The organism is Halobacillus litoralis (assembly GCF_009856355.1).
GTDB lineage: Bacteria > Bacillota > Bacilli > Bacillales > Halobacillaceae > Halobacillus > Halobacillus litoralis_B.
Window position 1 is genome coordinate 15,214 of sequence record NZ_WMEW01000021.1, and the last position, 16,548, is coordinate 31,761.

17 protein-coding genes and 1 riboswitch are annotated in these 16,548 nt (G+C 47.5%); of the genes, 6 read left to right on the forward strand and 11 right to left on the reverse strand.

What is annotated here, in order from left to right:
- Window positions 1–6 precede the first annotated feature (6 nt).
- Together GLV97_RS19205 and GLV97_RS19210 are read left to right on the forward strand one after the other, a co-directional pair.
- Window positions 7–1,521: a phytoene desaturase family protein gene (locus GLV97_RS19205; protein ID WP_160890361.1), complete on the forward strand. Its 1,515-nt coding sequence runs from the start codon at window positions 7–9 to the stop codon at window positions 1,519–1,521.
- A 106-nt stretch (window positions 1,522–1,627) separates the two neighbouring features.
- Window positions 1,628–2,614, forward strand: coding sequence for a sodium:calcium antiporter (locus GLV97_RS19210; protein ID WP_160839652.1), 987 nt, complete (start codon window positions 1,628–1,630; stop codon window positions 2,612–2,614).
- A 57-nt stretch (window positions 2,615–2,671) separates the two neighbouring features.
- Here GLV97_RS19210 and GLV97_RS19215 read toward each other — a convergent pair whose 3' ends face one another.
- Window positions 2,672–2,893: a hypothetical protein gene (locus GLV97_RS19215; protein ID WP_337192776.1), complete on the reverse strand. Its 222-nt coding sequence runs from the start codon at window positions 2,891–2,893 to the stop codon at window positions 2,672–2,674.
- A gap of 132 nt (window positions 2,894–3,025) precedes the next feature.
- Between GLV97_RS19215 and GLV97_RS19220 the strand changes: the two genes are divergently transcribed.
- Window positions 3,026–3,670 carry a uracil-DNA glycosylase gene (locus GLV97_RS19220; RefSeq protein WP_160839653.1) on the forward strand — a complete coding sequence of 215 codons (645 nt, stop codon included), beginning with the start codon at window positions 3,026–3,028 and terminating at the stop codon, window positions 3,668–3,670.
- Window positions 3,671–3,680: 10 nt separating this feature from the next.
- Here GLV97_RS19220 and GLV97_RS19225 read toward each other — a convergent pair whose 3' ends face one another.
- The 7 genes from GLV97_RS19225 to GLV97_RS19255 all read right to left on the reverse strand — a co-directional run bounded on the left by GLV97_RS19225 (window position 3,681) and on the right by GLV97_RS19255 (window position 10,749).
- A complete protein-coding gene (locus GLV97_RS19225; RefSeq protein WP_160890362.1) occupies window positions 3,681–4,310 on the reverse strand; it encodes a hypothetical protein in 630 nt (209 codons plus the stop codon).
- The gene (locus tag GLV97_RS19230) at window positions 4,303–4,869 is read right to left on the reverse strand and encodes a sigma-70 family RNA polymerase sigma factor (RefSeq protein ID WP_202410683.1); all 567 of its coding nucleotides are present in this window, start codon (window positions 4,867–4,869) and stop codon (window positions 4,303–4,305) included. The genes GLV97_RS19225 and GLV97_RS19230 overlap by 8 nt, the downstream gene beginning before the upstream one ends.
- Window positions 4,870–5,223: 354 nt before the next feature.
- Window positions 5,224–5,319, reverse strand: coding sequence for a putative holin-like toxin (locus GLV97_RS19235; protein WP_156896547.1), 96 nt, complete (start codon window positions 5,317–5,319; stop codon window positions 5,224–5,226).
- A 191-nt stretch (window positions 5,320–5,510) separates the two neighbouring features.
- Entirely contained in the window at window positions 5,511–6,908 is a 1,398-nt protein-coding gene (locus GLV97_RS19240) for an ammonium transporter (protein ID WP_160890363.1), read from the reverse strand.
- A gap of 24 nt (window positions 6,909–6,932) precedes the next feature.
- Complete coding sequence (locus GLV97_RS19245; RefSeq protein ID WP_160839656.1) at window positions 6,933–7,274, reverse strand: P-II family nitrogen regulator; 342 nt, start codon at window positions 7,272–7,274, stop codon at window positions 6,933–6,935.
- Window positions 7,275–7,463: 189 nt separating this feature from the next.
- Window positions 7,464–8,501 carry a ribonucleotide-diphosphate reductase subunit beta gene (locus GLV97_RS19250; RefSeq protein WP_160890364.1) on the reverse strand — a complete coding sequence of 346 codons (1,038 nt, stop codon included), beginning with the start codon at window positions 8,499–8,501 and terminating at the stop codon, window positions 7,464–7,466.
- Window positions 8,502–8,517: 16 nt separating this feature from the next.
- Window positions 8,518–10,749, reverse strand: coding sequence for a ribonucleoside-diphosphate reductase subunit alpha (locus tag GLV97_RS19255; protein ID WP_160842351.1), 2,232 nt, complete (start codon window positions 10,747–10,749; stop codon window positions 8,518–8,520).
- Between the two features lie 131 nt (window positions 10,750–10,880).
- A riboswitch (cobalamin riboswitch) is annotated at window positions 10,881–11,054 on the reverse strand.
- A 190-nt stretch (window positions 11,055–11,244) separates the two neighbouring features.
- Here GLV97_RS19255 and GLV97_RS19260 point away from each other — a divergent pair.
- A complete protein-coding gene (locus GLV97_RS19260) occupies window positions 11,245–11,928 on the forward strand; it encodes a class I SAM-dependent methyltransferase (RefSeq protein ID WP_160890365.1) in 684 nt (227 codons plus the stop codon).
- A gap of 36 nt (window positions 11,929–11,964) precedes the next feature.
- On the opposite strand, the gene GLV97_RS19265 is transcribed toward GLV97_RS19260, so the two are convergent.
- Complete coding sequence (locus tag GLV97_RS19265) at window positions 11,965–12,855, reverse strand: alpha/beta hydrolase (protein ID WP_237418659.1); 891 nt, start codon at window positions 12,853–12,855, stop codon at window positions 11,965–11,967.
- A gap of 208 nt (window positions 12,856–13,063) precedes the next feature.
- Here GLV97_RS19265 and GLV97_RS19270 point away from each other — a divergent pair, with 208 nt between their 5' ends.
- Both GLV97_RS19270 and GLV97_RS19275 read left to right on the forward strand, forming a co-directional pair.
- A complete protein-coding gene (locus tag GLV97_RS19270) occupies window positions 13,064–13,489 on the forward strand; it encodes a pyridoxamine 5'-phosphate oxidase family protein (protein ID WP_160839729.1) in 426 nt (141 codons plus the stop codon).
- Window positions 13,490–13,859: 370 nt separating this feature from the next.
- Complete coding sequence (locus GLV97_RS19275; RefSeq protein WP_160890366.1) at window positions 13,860–14,012, forward strand: hypothetical protein; 153 nt, start codon at window positions 13,860–13,862, stop codon at window positions 14,010–14,012.
- A gap of 43 nt (window positions 14,013–14,055) precedes the next feature.
- On the opposite strand, the gene GLV97_RS19280 is transcribed toward GLV97_RS19275, so the two are convergent.
- Window positions 14,056–14,940: a cation diffusion facilitator family transporter gene (locus GLV97_RS19280; RefSeq protein WP_160890367.1), complete on the reverse strand. Its 885-nt coding sequence runs from the start codon at window positions 14,938–14,940 to the stop codon at window positions 14,056–14,058.
- A gap of 124 nt (window positions 14,941–15,064) precedes the next feature.
- Window positions 15,065–16,438: a DUF2254 domain-containing protein gene (locus GLV97_RS19285; RefSeq protein ID WP_160890368.1), complete on the reverse strand. Its 1,374-nt coding sequence runs from the start codon at window positions 16,436–16,438 to the stop codon at window positions 15,065–15,067.
- Window positions 16,439–16,548: the final 110 nt, after the last annotated feature.

Sequence of the window (16,548 nt, forward strand, 5' to 3'; positions counted from 1 at the left end):
AGGTGGATGGGTTTGAACAAGAAAACAGCGATTGTTGTAGGTGCAGGACTAGGTGGAATGTCAGCTGCGATCCGGCTGTCCGGAGACGGCTATGATGTAAAGGTCATTGAAAAGAACAGCAATATCGGCGGAAAGTTGAACCGAAGAGAAGGGAAAGGGTTCACGTTTGATACAGGCCCATCCATACTGACGATGCCGTGGGTGCTGGAGCAGCTTTTTGCCAGTGTTCACCGTCGTCTGGAAGATTACATTACAGTTGAACGGGTAGAGCCGCAGTGGCGCACGTTCTTTGAGGACGGGACACAGCTGGATGTAACGAGTGACCTCCCGAACATGCTTGAGGAAATGTCCAAAGTGACGAACCGGCCGAACCGGAAGTTGACGGATTTTCTCTCCTACAGCCAGGATATGTATGAACTGTGTATGAAGAGTTTTTATAAATACAGCATTCAGGATCTCAAAGATTTGAAGAAGCATCATAAGCTGAACGAGCTGATGCAGATGGATCCAATGAGTACCGTTGCGAAGTCCACACATAAACAATTCAACAATCCCTATTTGGAGCAGTTGTTCAACTATTTCGTCATGTATGTAGGGTCCAACCCGTATTCAGCACCGGCCATATTAAATCAGCTTGTTTATGTGCAGCTGGGGCTCGGGATCCACTATGTCAAAGGTGGCATGTATAAGATTGCAGAAGGTATGGGGCAGCTGATGAAAGAGCTTCGTGTGGATGTTCAGTTGAACACACCTGTGCAGCGCCTCGTTGTCGAAAACGACCGTGTGACGGGTGTGGAGACGGAAGGTGGTACTCTTCACGAGGCTGATATCGTCGTTTCCAACCTCGAAGCTATTCCGGCATACAGAAAGCTTGCGCCGAAGACATCCAAAGTGAAGAAGGAAACAAAATCTCTCGAGAAGAAGTTTGATCCAACGGTTTCCGGTCTTGTGCTGCTTCTTGGTACTGACCGTAAGTTTGACCACTTGAAGCACCATAACTTCCTGTTTTCTGAAGATCCTGAGAAAGAGTTCAAGCAGATTTTCGAAGAAGGGAAGCCGGCGGACGATCCAACGATCTATATCGGCATTTCCGCTCGTTCCGATGATACGCAGGCTCCCGAAGGCAAGGACAACTTGTTTGTGCTGACCCACGTACCGCCGATGACGGGCAAAAAACAGAAGCCTGTCGACTGGGATGCCTACCGGGAAGTGGTGTTGGATAAGCTGGAACGTATGGGAATCGAAGGCCTGCGTGATTCGATTGAGTTTGAATACCGCTTTACGCCTGAAGATCTTGAAGCTCTCTACGGTCCGAACGGAGGGTCCATTTACGGCATTGCGGCCGATAAGAAGTCGAATGGAGGATTCAAGATCCCTTCCAAGAGTCAGGTGTTTGAAGGCTTGTACTTTGTTGGCGGATCCACCCATCCGGGCGGCGGCGTCCCTATGGTGACGCTCTCCGGACAGTTGACCGCTGATTTGATCAAAGAGCATGAAAGTGAGCCCGTACCTCAATCCTGAGGCGTTATCCAGAAAAGACCAGCGTTTTCCGCTGGTCTTTTCGTTTATATGAGGGGGGACAGGGGAATGGGATAGAAGTTGCGAGAATGAAATTTGGAGTGATTATATGAGCAGCTGGATCATCTTTGCACTCTTTATCATATCAGGGATCAGTACATTTTTTGTTGCCTCCCGTTTATCGATATATGGAGATGCAGTAAAGGAAAAAACAAGAGCGTCCTCTGCGTTTATGGGAGCGATCATTGGGATCGCCATTTCCCTGCCGGAGCTGACATCAAGTGTAACAGCGATTATCATTGACAGCCCTGATCTGGCTGTTGGTAATTTAATCGGAAGTAACTTATTTAACATTATGGGGCTGGCCATTTTTGATATCATCTACAGGCGATATCAAATTCTGACCCATGCCACAGCGGAAAGCCGGATGTACGGATGGCTGGTTATTTATATGACGATCATTGTCATAGCTGGATTGAGCCTGACTCTTCCCACCCACATTTTCCACATCAGTTATACGTCCATTGCCGTCATTCTCCTGTACTTTATCGGTTCTAAATTCATTAATGACCGGACTTCCTACCAGGGGAGGAAAATAAAAAAACAGAACGACCGCTACAAGGACTACACTTATAAGCAGGTGCTGTTCAAGTTTGTGATGTATGCCTTTCTCATCATGGTCATCGGGAGTGTTTTGACCGTCACAGCCGAAAGGATATCTGTCATCACTGGAATTGGAGCATCGTTTATTGGTGCCTTCTTAGTAGCCATCAGTACATCACTCCCTGATGCGGTCAGTGTAGCCACAGCTCTGAAGCTGAGAAACTTCAATCTTGGGATCAGTTCGCTGCTTGGCAGTAATGCCTTCAACTTAATGATCCTGGCGATTACCGATTTGATTTATATCAAAGGAAACCTTCTTCAGCAGTCTTCCCCGGCCAACCTTTTTACGGGGGCGGCCTCGGTTTTGTTTATCCTGCTGATTATTTACAGCATTACAAGAAAAAAGGTGCAGTCGTGGAGCTATCTTCTGCCCTCGGTTTTAATCATTGTCAGTTATTTCGTAACGACGTATCTCGTTTTCCAGATCAAGTAATGAAGCAGGAGGCATGAGTCCTCCTGCTTTTTTACTTTGCTGAACAAACACAGACAGCTATGAATGATTATTTTGAGAGGCTGAATAGTACTGGATCCAGAAGCGGAATTCATCAAAGAACAAATCAAGGGAGAGGTCCATATGCTCAAAAAAATCCTCCAAAAGCTCCGGTTCCATTTCGTCCAGCAGTCCTGTTACATATAGAGGTGTCTTAAACCGATGATAGACGCTGCTGTATCCGTAGTCGCTGAAAATGTCAGCCATATCCTGTTCTGTCACAGACACTGCCTCCTTTTTCTTTTAGCGTGTCATCCTGGCTTCGGATTATACAGCAGGAGGATAAATCCGCTGTTCCGCGTGTAACGACCCGGACCTGGTGGAACATAAAAAAGAAAGAAAGGGAGGATGAATATGAATTGGCCGGAAGAGCTTGTGAAAGAAGCAGAACAGAACATGGAGCCTTACGATGTTGAAGGGTTTGTCCTTGGCGCGGGGGATGACCAGGCGGACATTATGATTGTGGGGGAGGCGCCGGGTGAGAACGAAGCCGTTAAAGGCCGGCCGTTTATCGGACGCGCAGGCGCCGAGCTGGATAAACACCTGGACTATGCCGGGCTTTCCCGGGAAGATGTTTATATTACAAGTGTCGTCAGAAGCCGCCCTTATAAATGGGTGGATACGAATAAGAAGGGGAGCGGAGGGAGGCGGAAGGCCAATCGGAAACCGAATCAAAAAGAGATTGACGCCCATGCCCGCCTGCTGGACTACCAGATCGCTGAAATGGATCCGGCCATCATCGTCGCTCTCGGAGGTGTCGCTTATCAGCGGCTGACAGGAAAAAATCATAAGATGACCGATGTGATCGGCCGATCCTTTCATGTTCCTGTCCAGAAAAAAGGTGACTCAGGGTATGAGCTGACCGAAAAGACGTATACCATTATCCCGTTGTACCACCCGGCTGCCGTTTTTTATAATCCCGGGATTAAGGATACGATATGGGAATCTTTAGATCATTGGAAGCGTGAAATAGAAAAGAACAGCCACCGGAAAGGGTGACCGTTCTTTTTCAGCTGTCAGAGCTTCCGGAAGGGTGTTTCTCGAAGACGAAGTATCCCTGTCTGCTTAAGGACGCCGGTCCGATACTCGTGCTGCGCCAGCTCTGAACGGCTACTTTATCTGTATGCTTTTCACCCTTGATCGTATAAATCTTCGCTTCAGGCTGGAAGTTGTTCACTCGTGTCAAAGGTTCCGCTTCCTCGCCGGGAGATTGGTGGCCGATGACCCCGACCACCTCACCAAGCTGCTCTTTTGAAACACGGGTGCTTGTCTGGTGGAATTCCTTGTCCTCATAAATGATATACGTTTCTCTTACGATAGGGGAGGGGGTGTGAGCCATATCGGCACCGGATGCACCTCCGTAAGTCTTCACATGACTTGAGATGGATTTATAGGCCATACGACCAGCTTCATCGGAAGCGGGGTGGTCTGCATTCCACGTCACTGTAAAAGCAGCGGCTGTAACGAAAGCGGGGACCCACAGCTTTTTTCTCATCCAGCTCCCGGACTTGGGACGGGGGCTTCCTTTATGCATCGACTGAATCACGTTTTTCTTCATATAGCGTTCATCAAAGGGGACATGGTCATATTTGACGCGGTGGTTCATTTTCCTTAATTTCCTGTCCGTCAAATCATTCACTTTGTGAACTCCCTTCCGTTGTCATCCGTTCTTGAAGCAGCTGGCGGGCCCGTCTCAGCCTTGTTTTGACTGTGTTAGGGCTGGTATTCAATACATCCGCCATGCTTTTGATGTCGAATTCCTCAAAGTAGTATAAGATGATGATTTCCCGGTATTTATCCTCTAAAGCTAACACGTGGGCAAGGAGCGCTTCATCTTCATCCTGACGCATCACCAACTCCTCCGGAGTCTCCCTTGGGGAAGGGATGGATCTGAACAGTTCGGTTCCTTTTTTAACGACACGCTTCATATAGGAGCTTTTCAAGTGATCTTTACAAAGGTTGACGTTAATTTTGTACAGCCATGTTTTTACAGAGGCTTCTTGTTTGAAGGATTCGTAACTTTGGTAGGCTTTGATGAAAGTTTCCTGGGTAATGTCCTCCGCAGTGGCATAATCTTTTACATAAGAATAAGCGAGCCATTTGAGGTCATGGCCATAGTGGCGTATCCATTCTTCAATCCGTTGTTCATCGAGATCATCAGGTTCGTATGTAGACTGCGGCCGCTGTCTGCGTATCAATTTGTCCCACCTCATCTGTTTAGACGACACTCCCCGGAAAAAAGTTTTCATCCGTTGTCTTTTCCTTCTATATTCGGCGTGCTGATGTATTTATCCTTGTTTTGCAATCAGACCTTAATTATGCTGTTCCACGTGAAACCTGCCGGATAAAGAGGAATGATGGCGGAGGGTGTATAGTGGAAACAAGAAGATGGATGAAAAGTTGGAGAGGAAAAACGGTGTATGAGCGGTAAACTTTTTTCTTAAGTTCTCTTCGATATGTGCTATAATAAAAGGGAATCGGCGGCAGATGCAGCTGCCGCCGCGATACCGTTCGCACAGGAAGACAGGATAGACCTTCACGTTCGTGAAGGTCTATTTTTTATTGTTCATTTTTATGATGAGCGCAAGGAGGGTAATGATGAATGTTCCAAACGCAAACATGATCATGAGGGCTTCGTATGTGCTCATTGCAGGCCTCACACCCTTTCTAGTACAGTGTTCTGTTTATCATAGGGAACGGTATCTATCTACAAGGATACCATAATTTTCGGAAAATAAGAACGTGTGTTCGTAAAATAGACGAAAGGAACTAAAAAGGGATAGATTCACAATGGTGTGAATCTATCCCTTTTATCAAAGGATAAGGACTCGTTCTTCATTTATTGAGCGGTTTTTTCCTTCGGTTTCTCCGGAACTTGTTCGGCCTGCAGGTCGTTTAAACGGTGCAGCAGTCCCACTCCGAAATCTTTAGAACCATAATCGAGATTTTCGTTGAAGATTCCTCTGGAGCTTTCATACGCTTGGGAACCATGTTCGGCAAAGTCCAGTCCGGAGATTTCCTCCTGGCGGGAGACGCGGATACCGACAGTTGCTTTAATGACAGCTACGGTACCTGCTGTTGTAACCATTGTCCAGGCGATGACGGCTAGAATACCTACAGCCTGGATGCCGAGAAGGGAAGCCCCGCCTCCGTACAGCAGTCCGCCTTCAACAGCGAATAATCCGACAGCCAGTGTTCCCCAGATCCCGCAGATGCCGTGCACAGCGATAGCGCCGACAGGGTCATCGATGCGTGCGACACGATCAAGGAACTGAACGGCTTCGACAAGAATGACACCAGCGATCAACCCGATAACGATGGCTCCAGCCAGCGAAACGTTTGCTGTACCCGCCGTAATCCCTACGAGGCCGGCCAGCGCACCGTTTAATGTAAGGGAAGCGTCAATACGTTTGAACTTGGCATAGGAGTAGAAACCGGAACCGAGGACACCGGCAGAAGCAGACAGCAGTGTCGTCGCAATGACAGAAGGGACGAGGGACGGATCGGCAGCCAGTGTGCTTCCGCCGTTGAATCCGAACCAGCCAAACCACAGGATGAATACACCAAGGGCTCCGAGAGGGATGTTATGCCCGGGGATGACATTGACCGTCCTGCCGCTGTATTTCCCGATACGCGGCCCAAGGAACAGGACGGCGGTTACGGCACCAAGGGCACCGGTCAGGTGGACGACGGTGGATCCGGCAAAGTCTACAAAGCCAAGCTCTGCCAGCCATCCTCCGCCCCATACCCAGTGGCCGACAACGGGATATATGAACCCGGTCATGACGACAGTAAGTAAAAGGTAGGATCCTAATTTAATACGTTCAGCAACAGCACCGGAAATGATGGTTGCACAGGTAGCTGCGAATACGGCCTGGAATACGAAAAATCCGATTTGATCCTCCTGGCCGGAAAGCAGGAAGCCGTCAATACCGATGATCCCGCCTCCGGATGTTCCGAACATAATGCCGTAACCGACGATGAAATAGAGAACAGCAGCGATCGACATCGTCATGAAGTTTTTCATGAGGATGTTCAAAGCATTCTTGGAACGGGTGAATCCGGATTCGACCATCGCAAAGCCTGCATGCATAAAGAATACTAAAAAGGCGGCAATCATTACCCAGGCCATGTCGACGGACTGCAGAACAGATTCAGCGGTTACGGTCGTCTGAGCGCTGGCGGCGACAGGAAAGCTGAAAAGAGCCAGCAGTGATAAAGGAATTACTTTCTTCATAAATGGATCGTCCTCTCCTATAAATTAAATAAGTGCCTGTTTGCCTGTTTCCCCTGTCCGGATGCGGAAGACTTCATCAATGGTGGAGACGAAGATTTTGCCATCCCCGACTTCATTGGTCGCGCAGGCTTCCAGGATGACGTCGACCACGGAGCCGAGCTCGTGATTCTCAATGACCATTTCGACCTTCACCTTCGGATACAGTTTAATTTCGAAGCGGCTGCCCCGGAAAATGCCTTCCTGTCCTTTCTGTTGACCGCATCCGGCTACTTCTGAAACGGTTAACCCTTTGACTCCCAAAGCGTCCAGCTGCTGCCGGAGCTCTTGGAAAGCTTCCGGGCGGATGATGGCTTCGACCTTCTTCATAGGATCAGTTCCTCCTTGTTTTCCATGTCAGGAAATATGACATGCGTAGTAGTTGTTATTTACTATAAAAGAAATATTCTGAAAAATCAATACCTTTATTGTAAATATGTGAGGAAAGTTGACATGGTTGTGAAAGTGTAAAAAAAGCCTGCAGGAACGTTTAGATCTCTGCAGGCTTTTTCTCGAGTGTTATAAGTCATCGAATCCGTTGCTGTCGGATACTTTAGTGTATTGTCTTGATTTCTGTTCGAAGAAATCGGATTTCCCTTCATCTACTTCCTGATAAGCACGAATCCATTTGAATGGGTTGGTGTCGTGTTGAGGGTAGGGCTTCCCGGTGCCGAGCATCCGGCACCGCTTGTTTGCGATATAGCGGATATAATCTTCAAGATCGTCCATCGGAATGCCTGGGAATTGATCACCAATCAAGTGGCGTCCCCATTTGATCTCCAGTTCTGTCGCAGTCTTGAACGTTTCCTTCGCAAATGCACGGTAAGCATCAGCATCAAGCTGCGGGTTTTCATTTAACGTTTCATTAAAGATCCGGGTGAACAGGCTGACGTGAATCTGTTCATCACGGTTGATGTAATTGATCATCGTACTTGTAGAAACCATTTTCTGGTTGCGGGCCAGGTTATAGAAGAAGGCGAATCCGGCATAGAAAAACAGTCCCTCCAGAACGACGTCGTAGACGATCGATTTCAAAAAGGAGTCCAGTGATGGATCATCGATGAAATCCTGGTAGCCGTCCGTAATGAACTGATTACGCTCCATCAGCACGTCATCATGCTTCCAGTATTCGAAAATGTTCTCCTGTTCCTGTTGGTCGACAAGGGAAGACAGGACATAGGAGTAGGATTGGTTATGGACCACTTCCTGGAAAGCCAGTACCTGCATAAGAGCAGATAAACTGGAATCGGTTAAATAATCAGCGATTTTCCCTGAGTAATCGGTTTGTACCGAATCCAGAAAAGCGAGAAGTCCAATGATCTTCTTGAAGGACTCCTGCTCCTGTTCATTCAGTTCCGGCCACTGTTTTAAATCATTGCTCATGTTGATTTCGCTCGGAATCCAGAAGTTTGCGAGCATCGTTTTATACATCGGGTATGCCCATGGGTAGCGGGTGTCATCCCAGTTCAAAATGTTCGAACTGCGCCCATTCACAATGCCGGTGGATGCATTGGGCGCTTCATGGTCGACCAGCTTACGTTTATTTAAAGTTTCCATAAGTATCTGTCTCCTTTTACGATGAACAGCTTTCGCATGCGTCAAAGTCTCCGGAACTTGAAGTGGAGCGGGTGTAGTAGGTGGTCTTCAAACCATTTTTCCAGGCATCTATATGGAGAGCCAGCAGTTCCTTGGCCTGAATGGTATTTCTGACATACAGGTTGAAAGAAATCGACTGATCGATATATTTCTGACGGATACCGTTCTGGCGGATGCTTGCGTGCTGGTCTACATCATAGGCTGATGGATAATAGCCGTAGGTTTCATGGTTTAGGTCAGGTGCCGTCACCGGGATTTTATAGTTTTTCTTTTCTTCGGAATAGAATTTCTTAAATACCGGGTCGATGCTTGCTGTGCTGCCGGCTATTAAAGATGTACTGGAATTTGGCGCAACAGCCATTAAGTAACCATTCCTGATGCCCTGCTGCGAGACCTTTTCCTGAAGGGCTTTCCAGTTCCATGAGCTCTCCTGGTCAAACGACCGTTTAACGAAAAATTCTCCTGTATCCCAGTCGGATCCTTCAAAATACGGGTAGCTTCCTTTTTCAGCGGACAGGTCACTGCTCGCCTCAACAGCGTGATAGGCGATCGCTTCATAAACCTCTGATGTATAGCTGAGAGCCTCATCGGATTCCCAGTCCAGCTGCTTCTTAGCAAGAAGATGGGCCCAGCCGAAGGTGCCAAGTCCCACTCCGCGGTAGGAATGGTTCGTCAACTGCGCCTGCAGGACAGGGATCGTATTCTGTTCAATGACATTATCAAGCATACGTACTTGAATGCTTATGAGCCGTTTCAGGACACCTGCCGGAACCGCCCGGCCGAGGTTGATACTCGACAAGTTGCAGACGACAAAGTCTCCGGGTGTTTTAACCGAAATGATTTTTCCGTCTTCGACATACTGTTCCTCCTGAACCGTAGCCTTCTGATTCTGGGCGATTTCTGTACAAAGGTTACTGCAGTAGATCATACCCTTGTGGCTGTTCGGGTTCATCCGGTTCACTTCATCCCGGTAGAACATGTAAGGTGTTCCAGTTTCCAGCTGGCCGATCATAATCCGTTTCATAATATCAATGGCCGGCACTTTATCCTTGGATAAATCAGGGTTTTCGACACACGCCTGATACTTTTCCCTGAAAGAACCGGATCCTTTATGTTCATCGTAGTGATCTTCAAGAGAAAAGCCCATCACGCTCCGGACTTCATGGGGGTCGAATAGGTACCAGTCCTCCCGATTTTCCACGGCTTCCATAAATAGGTCCGGAATGGAAACTCCCGTAAACAAATCGTGGGTCCGCTGACGTTCATCCCCATTGTTCAGGCGGCTGTCCAGAAATGGAAAGATATCTTTATGCCATACATCCAGATAGACGGCTACCGCACCCTGGCGTTGACCGAGCTGGTCCACGCTTACAGCTGTGTTGTTCAGCTGTTTCATCCAGGGAAGAATGCCGGAGGAGACGCCTTTGAAGCCGCGGATGTCACTGCCGCGGCTGCGGATTTTTCCTAAATATACACCGATGCCCCCGCCATGCTTGCTCAAATTGGCGATGTCTGTGTTGCTGTCATAAATGGACTGTAGAGAATCGTCGATCGTATCAATAAAGCAGGAGCTTAATTGTCCATATCTCTTTCCGGCATTGGAAAGCGTTGGTGTAGCAACGGTCATGTACAGGTGGCTGAGGGCCCAGTAGGCTTCCTTGACGAAAGAAAGGCGCTTGTTTTCATCTTCCTGAGCCATTAAAATCATGGCAGTAATCATAAACCGCTCTTGTGGAAGCTCAAAGATTTCACCGGATTTGCTCTTAGCCAGGTAACGGTCCGACAGCGTTTTCAAACCGATATACGTAAACAGATGATCCCGCTCCGGTGTGATGACCTGTTCCAGTTCATCCAGCTCTTCTTTTTTGTAATAGGTAAGCAGCTTATGTGTGTAAATCTGTTTATCGATCAATGTCTCAATCAAACCACGGAAATTCTGATATGCCTTCGCTGTGCCCCGGTTCCGGGCGGAAGATTCATACATGCGGGTAAGCAGGATCCGGCTTGCGGCATAGGTCCAGTCCGGAGCAGCTTCATCTATTTCTGCAAGGCACTCGAGGATGAGGGCATCTGCCTGTTCATCATAGGTTTTGTCTGCGATCTGTGAAGACTGCTTTTCCAGAAATCCATCCAGAGGAAGCTGAGGGAAGTCGTCCTTCCATTGTTTGATCTTGTCCACCCAGCTTGTCGTTGTTAATGTGGCAGCCATAGTGTCACTCCTTTTTTATTCATAAAAAAACCGCTCATCGGGATGAGCGGATGAAACCATGAAACGAAAAAAGGAAGAGGCAGAGCTCTTTCATTTCATCGCTTCATCTTCTCAATCCCCGAAGAAGTTGAAACTATGACGAATGAAGACAGGTCTCCTGGCTGACACTCGTTCTTACTCCGGACCTTCCCGTGCGTGGCACAGTGGTTTTCCCGTTTCGCGAGTGATGACAGTTGCGGGGGCAGCTCCGGTTTCACACCGGATTCCCTATTAAGCCTTGTGGCATCTTCGATTCGTTCATACTATATATAGTGTTATTTAAATCATTTAATAGCTTATCTTGTGTTTTTATCATAACGTGGGTGAATGAATCATGCAACTCTTTTCTTTTGGTTACTTGGTAGGATCCCCCTTTTTTGAACAGGGGAAACCAGTGAGTGGCGCGGTTTTTTATATTATAATAGAAGCAGAGAAAAATTTTCGGGAGGGTTCAGAATGAGTGAAACGTTCAACTGGCATAAGGAAGCAGAACGTCAATGGGACAGCCGTTCAGACATGTGGGGAGCAAAGAGCCGGATGATGTGGGAAGAGGGAAGCAGAAGTTCAATCATTCCCTTTGTAAAAAAGCACATGGCTGCAGGAGACACCGTGGACTTTGGCTGTGGAGACGGGTATGGTTCCTATTTGTTATCTCTGGAAGGCTGTAACGTTACAGGAGTGGACCTTTCCAAGGATATGGTGGATAAAGCGAACAAACGGATCAGCAGTGATGTCCCGTTGAGATTTGTGCAGGGGGATTTGACCTGTCTGCCTTTTCAAGATGAACAGTTTGATGGAGGGATGGCGATCAACTCACTGGAATGGACCGAGGTACCCGCGGCAGGATTAAAGGAAATGAAACGGGTACTGAAGACGGGGGGACGTCTCTGCATAGGTCTTCTCGGTCCGACGGCGATGCCGAGGGTGAACAGCTACCGGAGGCTTTACGGCGAGAAGGTGATTTGTAATACGATGATGCCCTGGGAGTTACAGAAGCTGGCTGTTGAAAATGGCTGGGAGGTTATCGATGGAGAAGGGGTTTATAAAAGAGGGGTGGAACCACACTTGATTGATACTCTTGATGAGGACCTCAAGCAGTCGCTGACGTTTATGTGGCTGTTTATTTTGGAGAAAAAATAACCCGGCACCGCTGGAAGGGTGCCGGGTCGGGCCGGATTACAGATGTTCGTCAAAGGAGTTGAGATTCTCCTTGTCTGTTTCATCCCAGAGGAAAACGGCCAGCATCCGGTCAACTTCTGCCAGCTCATGGAGACCGGAGTGAGTGGCGAGGTCATTGTAAATTTGTTCCTCTCTGTACTGGCCGAACGGTACGATTTTCTCCAGCCTGCTGACACTGGATGTATGAACAAGTCCGTCCCAGTGGTCTTCTTCAGGGTCTTTTCCATTGATGACACCTGCAATGGCGAGGACCTCAATTTCCGGAGGGAAGTTTTCCTTCTTTTCCTCCATCTGCTCGAGTGCGTTCGATCCGGGCTGCAGATCTGTGGTCGCCTCTCCGTAGTTGGAGGCAAAGTAGCCTTCCTTCTTAATTCCGTTGAAGGGACTGGCTATGACGGCGAGTTTTTCGACGGTTGGAGCAGGAATGTCGGACTCAGACATTAAATATCCGGCAGAAGCCAGGCCGCCCATGGAATGACCGACAAGATTCACCTGCTGGATTTTATGTTCGGTGTGGAGTTTTTTCATCACCTGCTGGAGCCAGTATGTCTGGTCCTGGATGCTTGCCCGGTTGTTTTCAAAAAGGACCTGGACAAACGGACGCGGCGTATTGGAAAAATTCCCTTGAATCGATACCATACCGGATGAAGAAACATAGATGGTCATATGTTTTTTTCCCCATTGGAGGTTTTCCATCCGGTCCATCATCGATTGAAAGCTGCGGGGGCCGCCTTTATATCCATGGATAAACAATGTAGGGGTCAGCTCGGAGCGATCAACCGGCTCAGAGCTGCTTGATTTTGCACTTATAAAAAATAGGATCAGACCTATAAAAACCGAGCCCATAATGATGAGGCTCCATTTTTTTGTATACAGCTGCCGATTCAACACGCTTCCTCCTGTTCATTCTGTCGATGAGCATTTCTTTTTATTTTAGCACAGACACCGGTGGGCATCGCGCATAGATGTACTATACCCCGGCGTCCTCATCTTCATGTCAAGGATTTATCCCGGCACACTTTTTGGTTTACTTCCATTATTTCGGGGAAAACTGACTGTGAAATCAAAGAAAAGAAAAGTGGAAAGGGGCATGACATTGAATCAGGAAGAATTGAAGCAGAAGATTTATACATTGATGGATCATCATAAAGTTGGAACACTGGCTACGGTGAAGGATAGTAAACCGCACACCCGCTATATGACTTTTTTCAATGATGAGAATTTCACATTTTTCACCCCCACAAGCAAGGAAACACATAAAGCTGAGGAAATTGAAGAAAATCCCCACGTTCATATTCTGCTTGGATATGAAGGAGAGGGCTACGGGGATACGTACCTGGAAGTGCAGGGACAGGCGAAAATCCGTGGAGACCAGGAAATTAAAGAGTGGATTTGGAACGACCAGATGAGCCGCTGGTTTGACGGGAAGGATGATCCGGATTTTGTCGTTCTTGAAATCCTTCCGGAAACCATCCGTTACATGAACAAAGGATCCCAAACACCAGAAACGCTCGAATTATAAAAAAACCAACGTCAGGTCGTTGATACCGGCCGAAAGAAGCATCGGCCTGCTCTGTTTCTGCCGATGCTTCCCATGACTGTACCAAATGAAAGAGGAGAATCTTCTATCCCATAGAAGATTCTCCTCAGCTTGTAGAGAAACCCCTGTTTCTTTACAAGCTTTTTTCTTTCTTACCGCTCCTTGGGGGTTCTCTAAAAATTGAAAAAGACTCTCCTTCATCCAACTCCCCATTGTTGGATGAAAGAGAGTCTTTTTTATGTTCCGGCAGGCAGCCGGCACCAGCACAGCCCATGCCGTTCTTTTGAATCTGCGAACCTGCACAGGGCAGAATCCCTCCTATATATGCTAACGTCGGCATGAGGGGCGTTCGATGGTGATGCCTGCGGGAACAGCACGGGCCGAAGATCCACTTGGGCAGGCTATCTTTCCGGTCAAGTCAGCGGAGGGCGTGGCCGCGGCATTCATCCACCCACAAGCGGAATTTGGCTCTTTACACGACAATTGGACAACTCGAACTGGTTAACCCAGGTTCTCCTCTTTTTTTTTAAACGATGAACCGGCAGGTGTTATGGATCCAGCCCGCAAGGATCATCTTCATATTCCACTTCAATCGTTACGTGTTCCAGCTGAATCGATTTCAGTGCTCCTTTAACGCCATCCTTGATGGTGCAGATATCCTGTTTCCCTGCGTCTCCAGCTACGACGACGTGAGTGGAAAAAGCGTGGTTTTCCCCGTCCAGGGACCAAAGATGGGTATGGTGGCTGGATAACACACCGGGCAGTTCGTTGATTTCTTTAATGATCCTTTTTAGATCCACATCGGCTGGGACGGCTTCCAGAAACAGCTTCATCGTCTGCACGAGATTCTTAATGACATTATACAGAATGAAAATGGTAATCCCGATAGAAGCCAGAGGATCGAGCACAGGCAGGTCGAAAAACAGCATGAGAATGCTGACTAAAAGAACAGCAGCCCAGCCTAACACATCCTCCAGCAGATGCCAGCTCAGCACTTTCTGGTTCATGGAGTCTCCACCCCTCAACCGGAAAACGGCGGCTCCGTTAATGATGATCCCGAGGACAGCCACGGCAAGCATTCCGCCTGCATGCGGTTCAGGCGGGTTGAAAAGCCGTGGGACAGCTTCCGTTATAATGAAAACCGATCCTACAATCAGAACAATACTGTTAATGAGAGCGGCCAGAAGTGAAAAACGCCGGTATCCGAAGGAAAAGCTTTCAGATGTCCCCTTTTTGGAAAACTTCTGCAGAAACCATGCAAGGCCGAGAGACAGCGAATCTCCTAGGTCATGCAGGGCGTCGGATAAAATCGCCATACTATTTGTTAACAACCCGCCGATGATTTCAATAATGGTAAAAACGAAATTCAAGAAAAAGGCCGTCTTTATTTTTCCCGTTGAAGTATCGACGTGATGATGGTGGTGATGACTCATTCTTGAACCTCCTTTATATGAGTATATGCTCATATATTAAACGTAAGTAATGAAGAAGAGGATGTCAACGTATTTCCCTCCGGGTCCGTAATGGAAGATATCCTCTTCTTCACGCTCTTATTCATTAATCGACTGGATAAAAACGCTGGTGAATATGATAATAGTCAAGCTTATGACCCGTCGTCAGAGCGAGCCTTTCTACTTCCTGCAGCAGGAAGGTTTTATCCAGTTCATAAATGACTTTCTCTTCAATATGGTCAATCGTATTGCAGGCAAATTCCCAGAGCATTTCGTGCTTGGAACTGTCGATGGATTCAGCGATGGATGCGATTGAACCGACAAGATCAGTGATAATCAGGTGGTTGTCACGGGCGTAATGGCGGATGTATCCAAACCCACGGTAAATGTAATACTCAAAGGACTCGGAAAGCAGAATGACCCGTACCTGTTCATCCTTATCCATCAAGTAAGGGGTGAAGGTAATATAATCTTCTACAGTCAGCATCAGTTCTGACATCCGGTGAATCGCATTGGAAGCCGTTTTCGGGTCATCGTTGCTGATGGATTTGATTGCGATTTCAGCCAGCTTATGCATTCCCATCTGCAGATCCTGCAGTTCCGTCTCCTTATAGCCGATGCTGATCATCCGGCAGTACTTCTCCTTATCCACGTGTTCGGAGCCCGGCCCCCAGTAGGTGATCAGCTCATTTCCACGCAGGATATAATCACCCACCTGTGCTTTGAATTGAACGATGATGTTATCTTTCCGTGCCTCTTCAATCATTGTGTGATAATCGACAAGCTGGACATATCCGGATTTAACAGCACCTACGTGGAATGTCTCCTCCTGATAGTCCTCCAACAGATTGCCCGGGTTTTCACAACGGTAGGATTCCAGATCCTTTCGCAGTGTCTGGTTGATGATTTTCTCTGAGGACTGCTTCATGGAGTCCGTAATGTTATGTACCTGCATCCATGTGGTTGCATGATTGATGAAGTAAATAAACGTAACGGAAGACGTGAAAGCCATTAAAATCGTAATGGTTGGTACGGCAACAAAATATTCGTATTCCGTATTCCCGATGAAAAGAAATACGAGAAGCACATACACAAAGTTTCCATTAAAAATGCCCAGAGCATGCTGGGTCCGCTTGTCAGCAACAAAGTTAAGAAGCATCCGCGGGGAGAACTGCCCGCTGAAAGTCGTCAGCACAACAAGCAGGGAGTTCAATGTAAAGGCACTCAATGTAAGGATTCCGCCAATCAGTGTACTGACGAGCATCCGCGTAATATCTGCATTAATCCGGAAGAATTCATGTGTATACTGTTCCAGCTGAAAAGACAGGTCCAGATAAAGCGTAGCTATGACAAAAAGAATCGAAGCGGCGATATAGATGAGCGGCATGTACCAGAGAGTCATCTGCATTTCGTGTTTCCGCTGACGCTTCGACATTTCAAAATATTTACGTAAAGATATCGGCAGTATCTTTAAAAGCATTCGTGCTCCCTCCTTATTAAGTGGGATTGGTATAGATAGTGACGTATTTATTTTCCCCTTTCCTTCCTGCCTTCAAACCGTCATAATTATAGGAAAATAGAGGGAGAGTG

Coding starts and splice junctions, on each gene's coding strand:
- GLV97_RS19205 (WP_160890361.1), top strand. CDS start 7: ATGGGTTTGAACAAGAAAACAGCGATTGTTGTAGGTGCAGGACTAGGT.
- GLV97_RS19210 (WP_160839652.1), top strand. CDS start 1,628: ATGAGCAGCTGGATCATCTTTGCACTCTTTATCATATCAGGGATCAGT.
- GLV97_RS19220 (WP_160839653.1), top strand. CDS start 3,026: ATGAATTGGCCGGAAGAGCTTGTGAAAGAAGCAGAACAGAACATGGAG.
- GLV97_RS19235 (WP_156896547.1), bottom strand. CDS start 5,319: ATGAGCACATACGAAGCCCTCATGATCATGTTTGCGTTTGGAACATTC.
- GLV97_RS19240 (WP_160890363.1), bottom strand. CDS start 6,908: ATGAAGAAAGTAATTCCTTTATCACTGCTGGCTCTTTTCAGCTTTCCT.
- GLV97_RS19245 (WP_160839656.1), bottom strand. CDS start 7,274: ATGAAGAAGGTCGAAGCCATCATCCGCCCGGAAGCTTTCCAAGAGCTC.
- GLV97_RS19250 (WP_160890364.1), bottom strand. CDS start 8,501: ATGGAAACTTTAAATAAACGTAAGCTGGTCGACCATGAAGCGCCCAAT.
- GLV97_RS19255 (WP_160842351.1), bottom strand. CDS start 10,749: ATGGCTGCCACATTAACAACGACAAGCTGGGTGGACAAGATCAAACAA.
- GLV97_RS19260 (WP_160890365.1), top strand. CDS start 11,245: ATGAGTGAAACGTTCAACTGGCATAAGGAAGCAGAACGTCAATGGGAC.
- GLV97_RS19275 (WP_160890366.1), top strand. CDS start 13,860: ATGGTGATGCCTGCGGGAACAGCACGGGCCGAAGATCCACTTGGGCAG.
- GLV97_RS19280 (WP_160890367.1), bottom strand. CDS start 14,940: ATGAGTCATCACCACCATCATCACGTCGATACTTCAACGGGAAAAATA.
- GLV97_RS19285 (WP_160890368.1), bottom strand. CDS start 16,438: ATGCTTTTAAAGATACTGCCGATATCTTTACGTAAATATTTTGAAATG.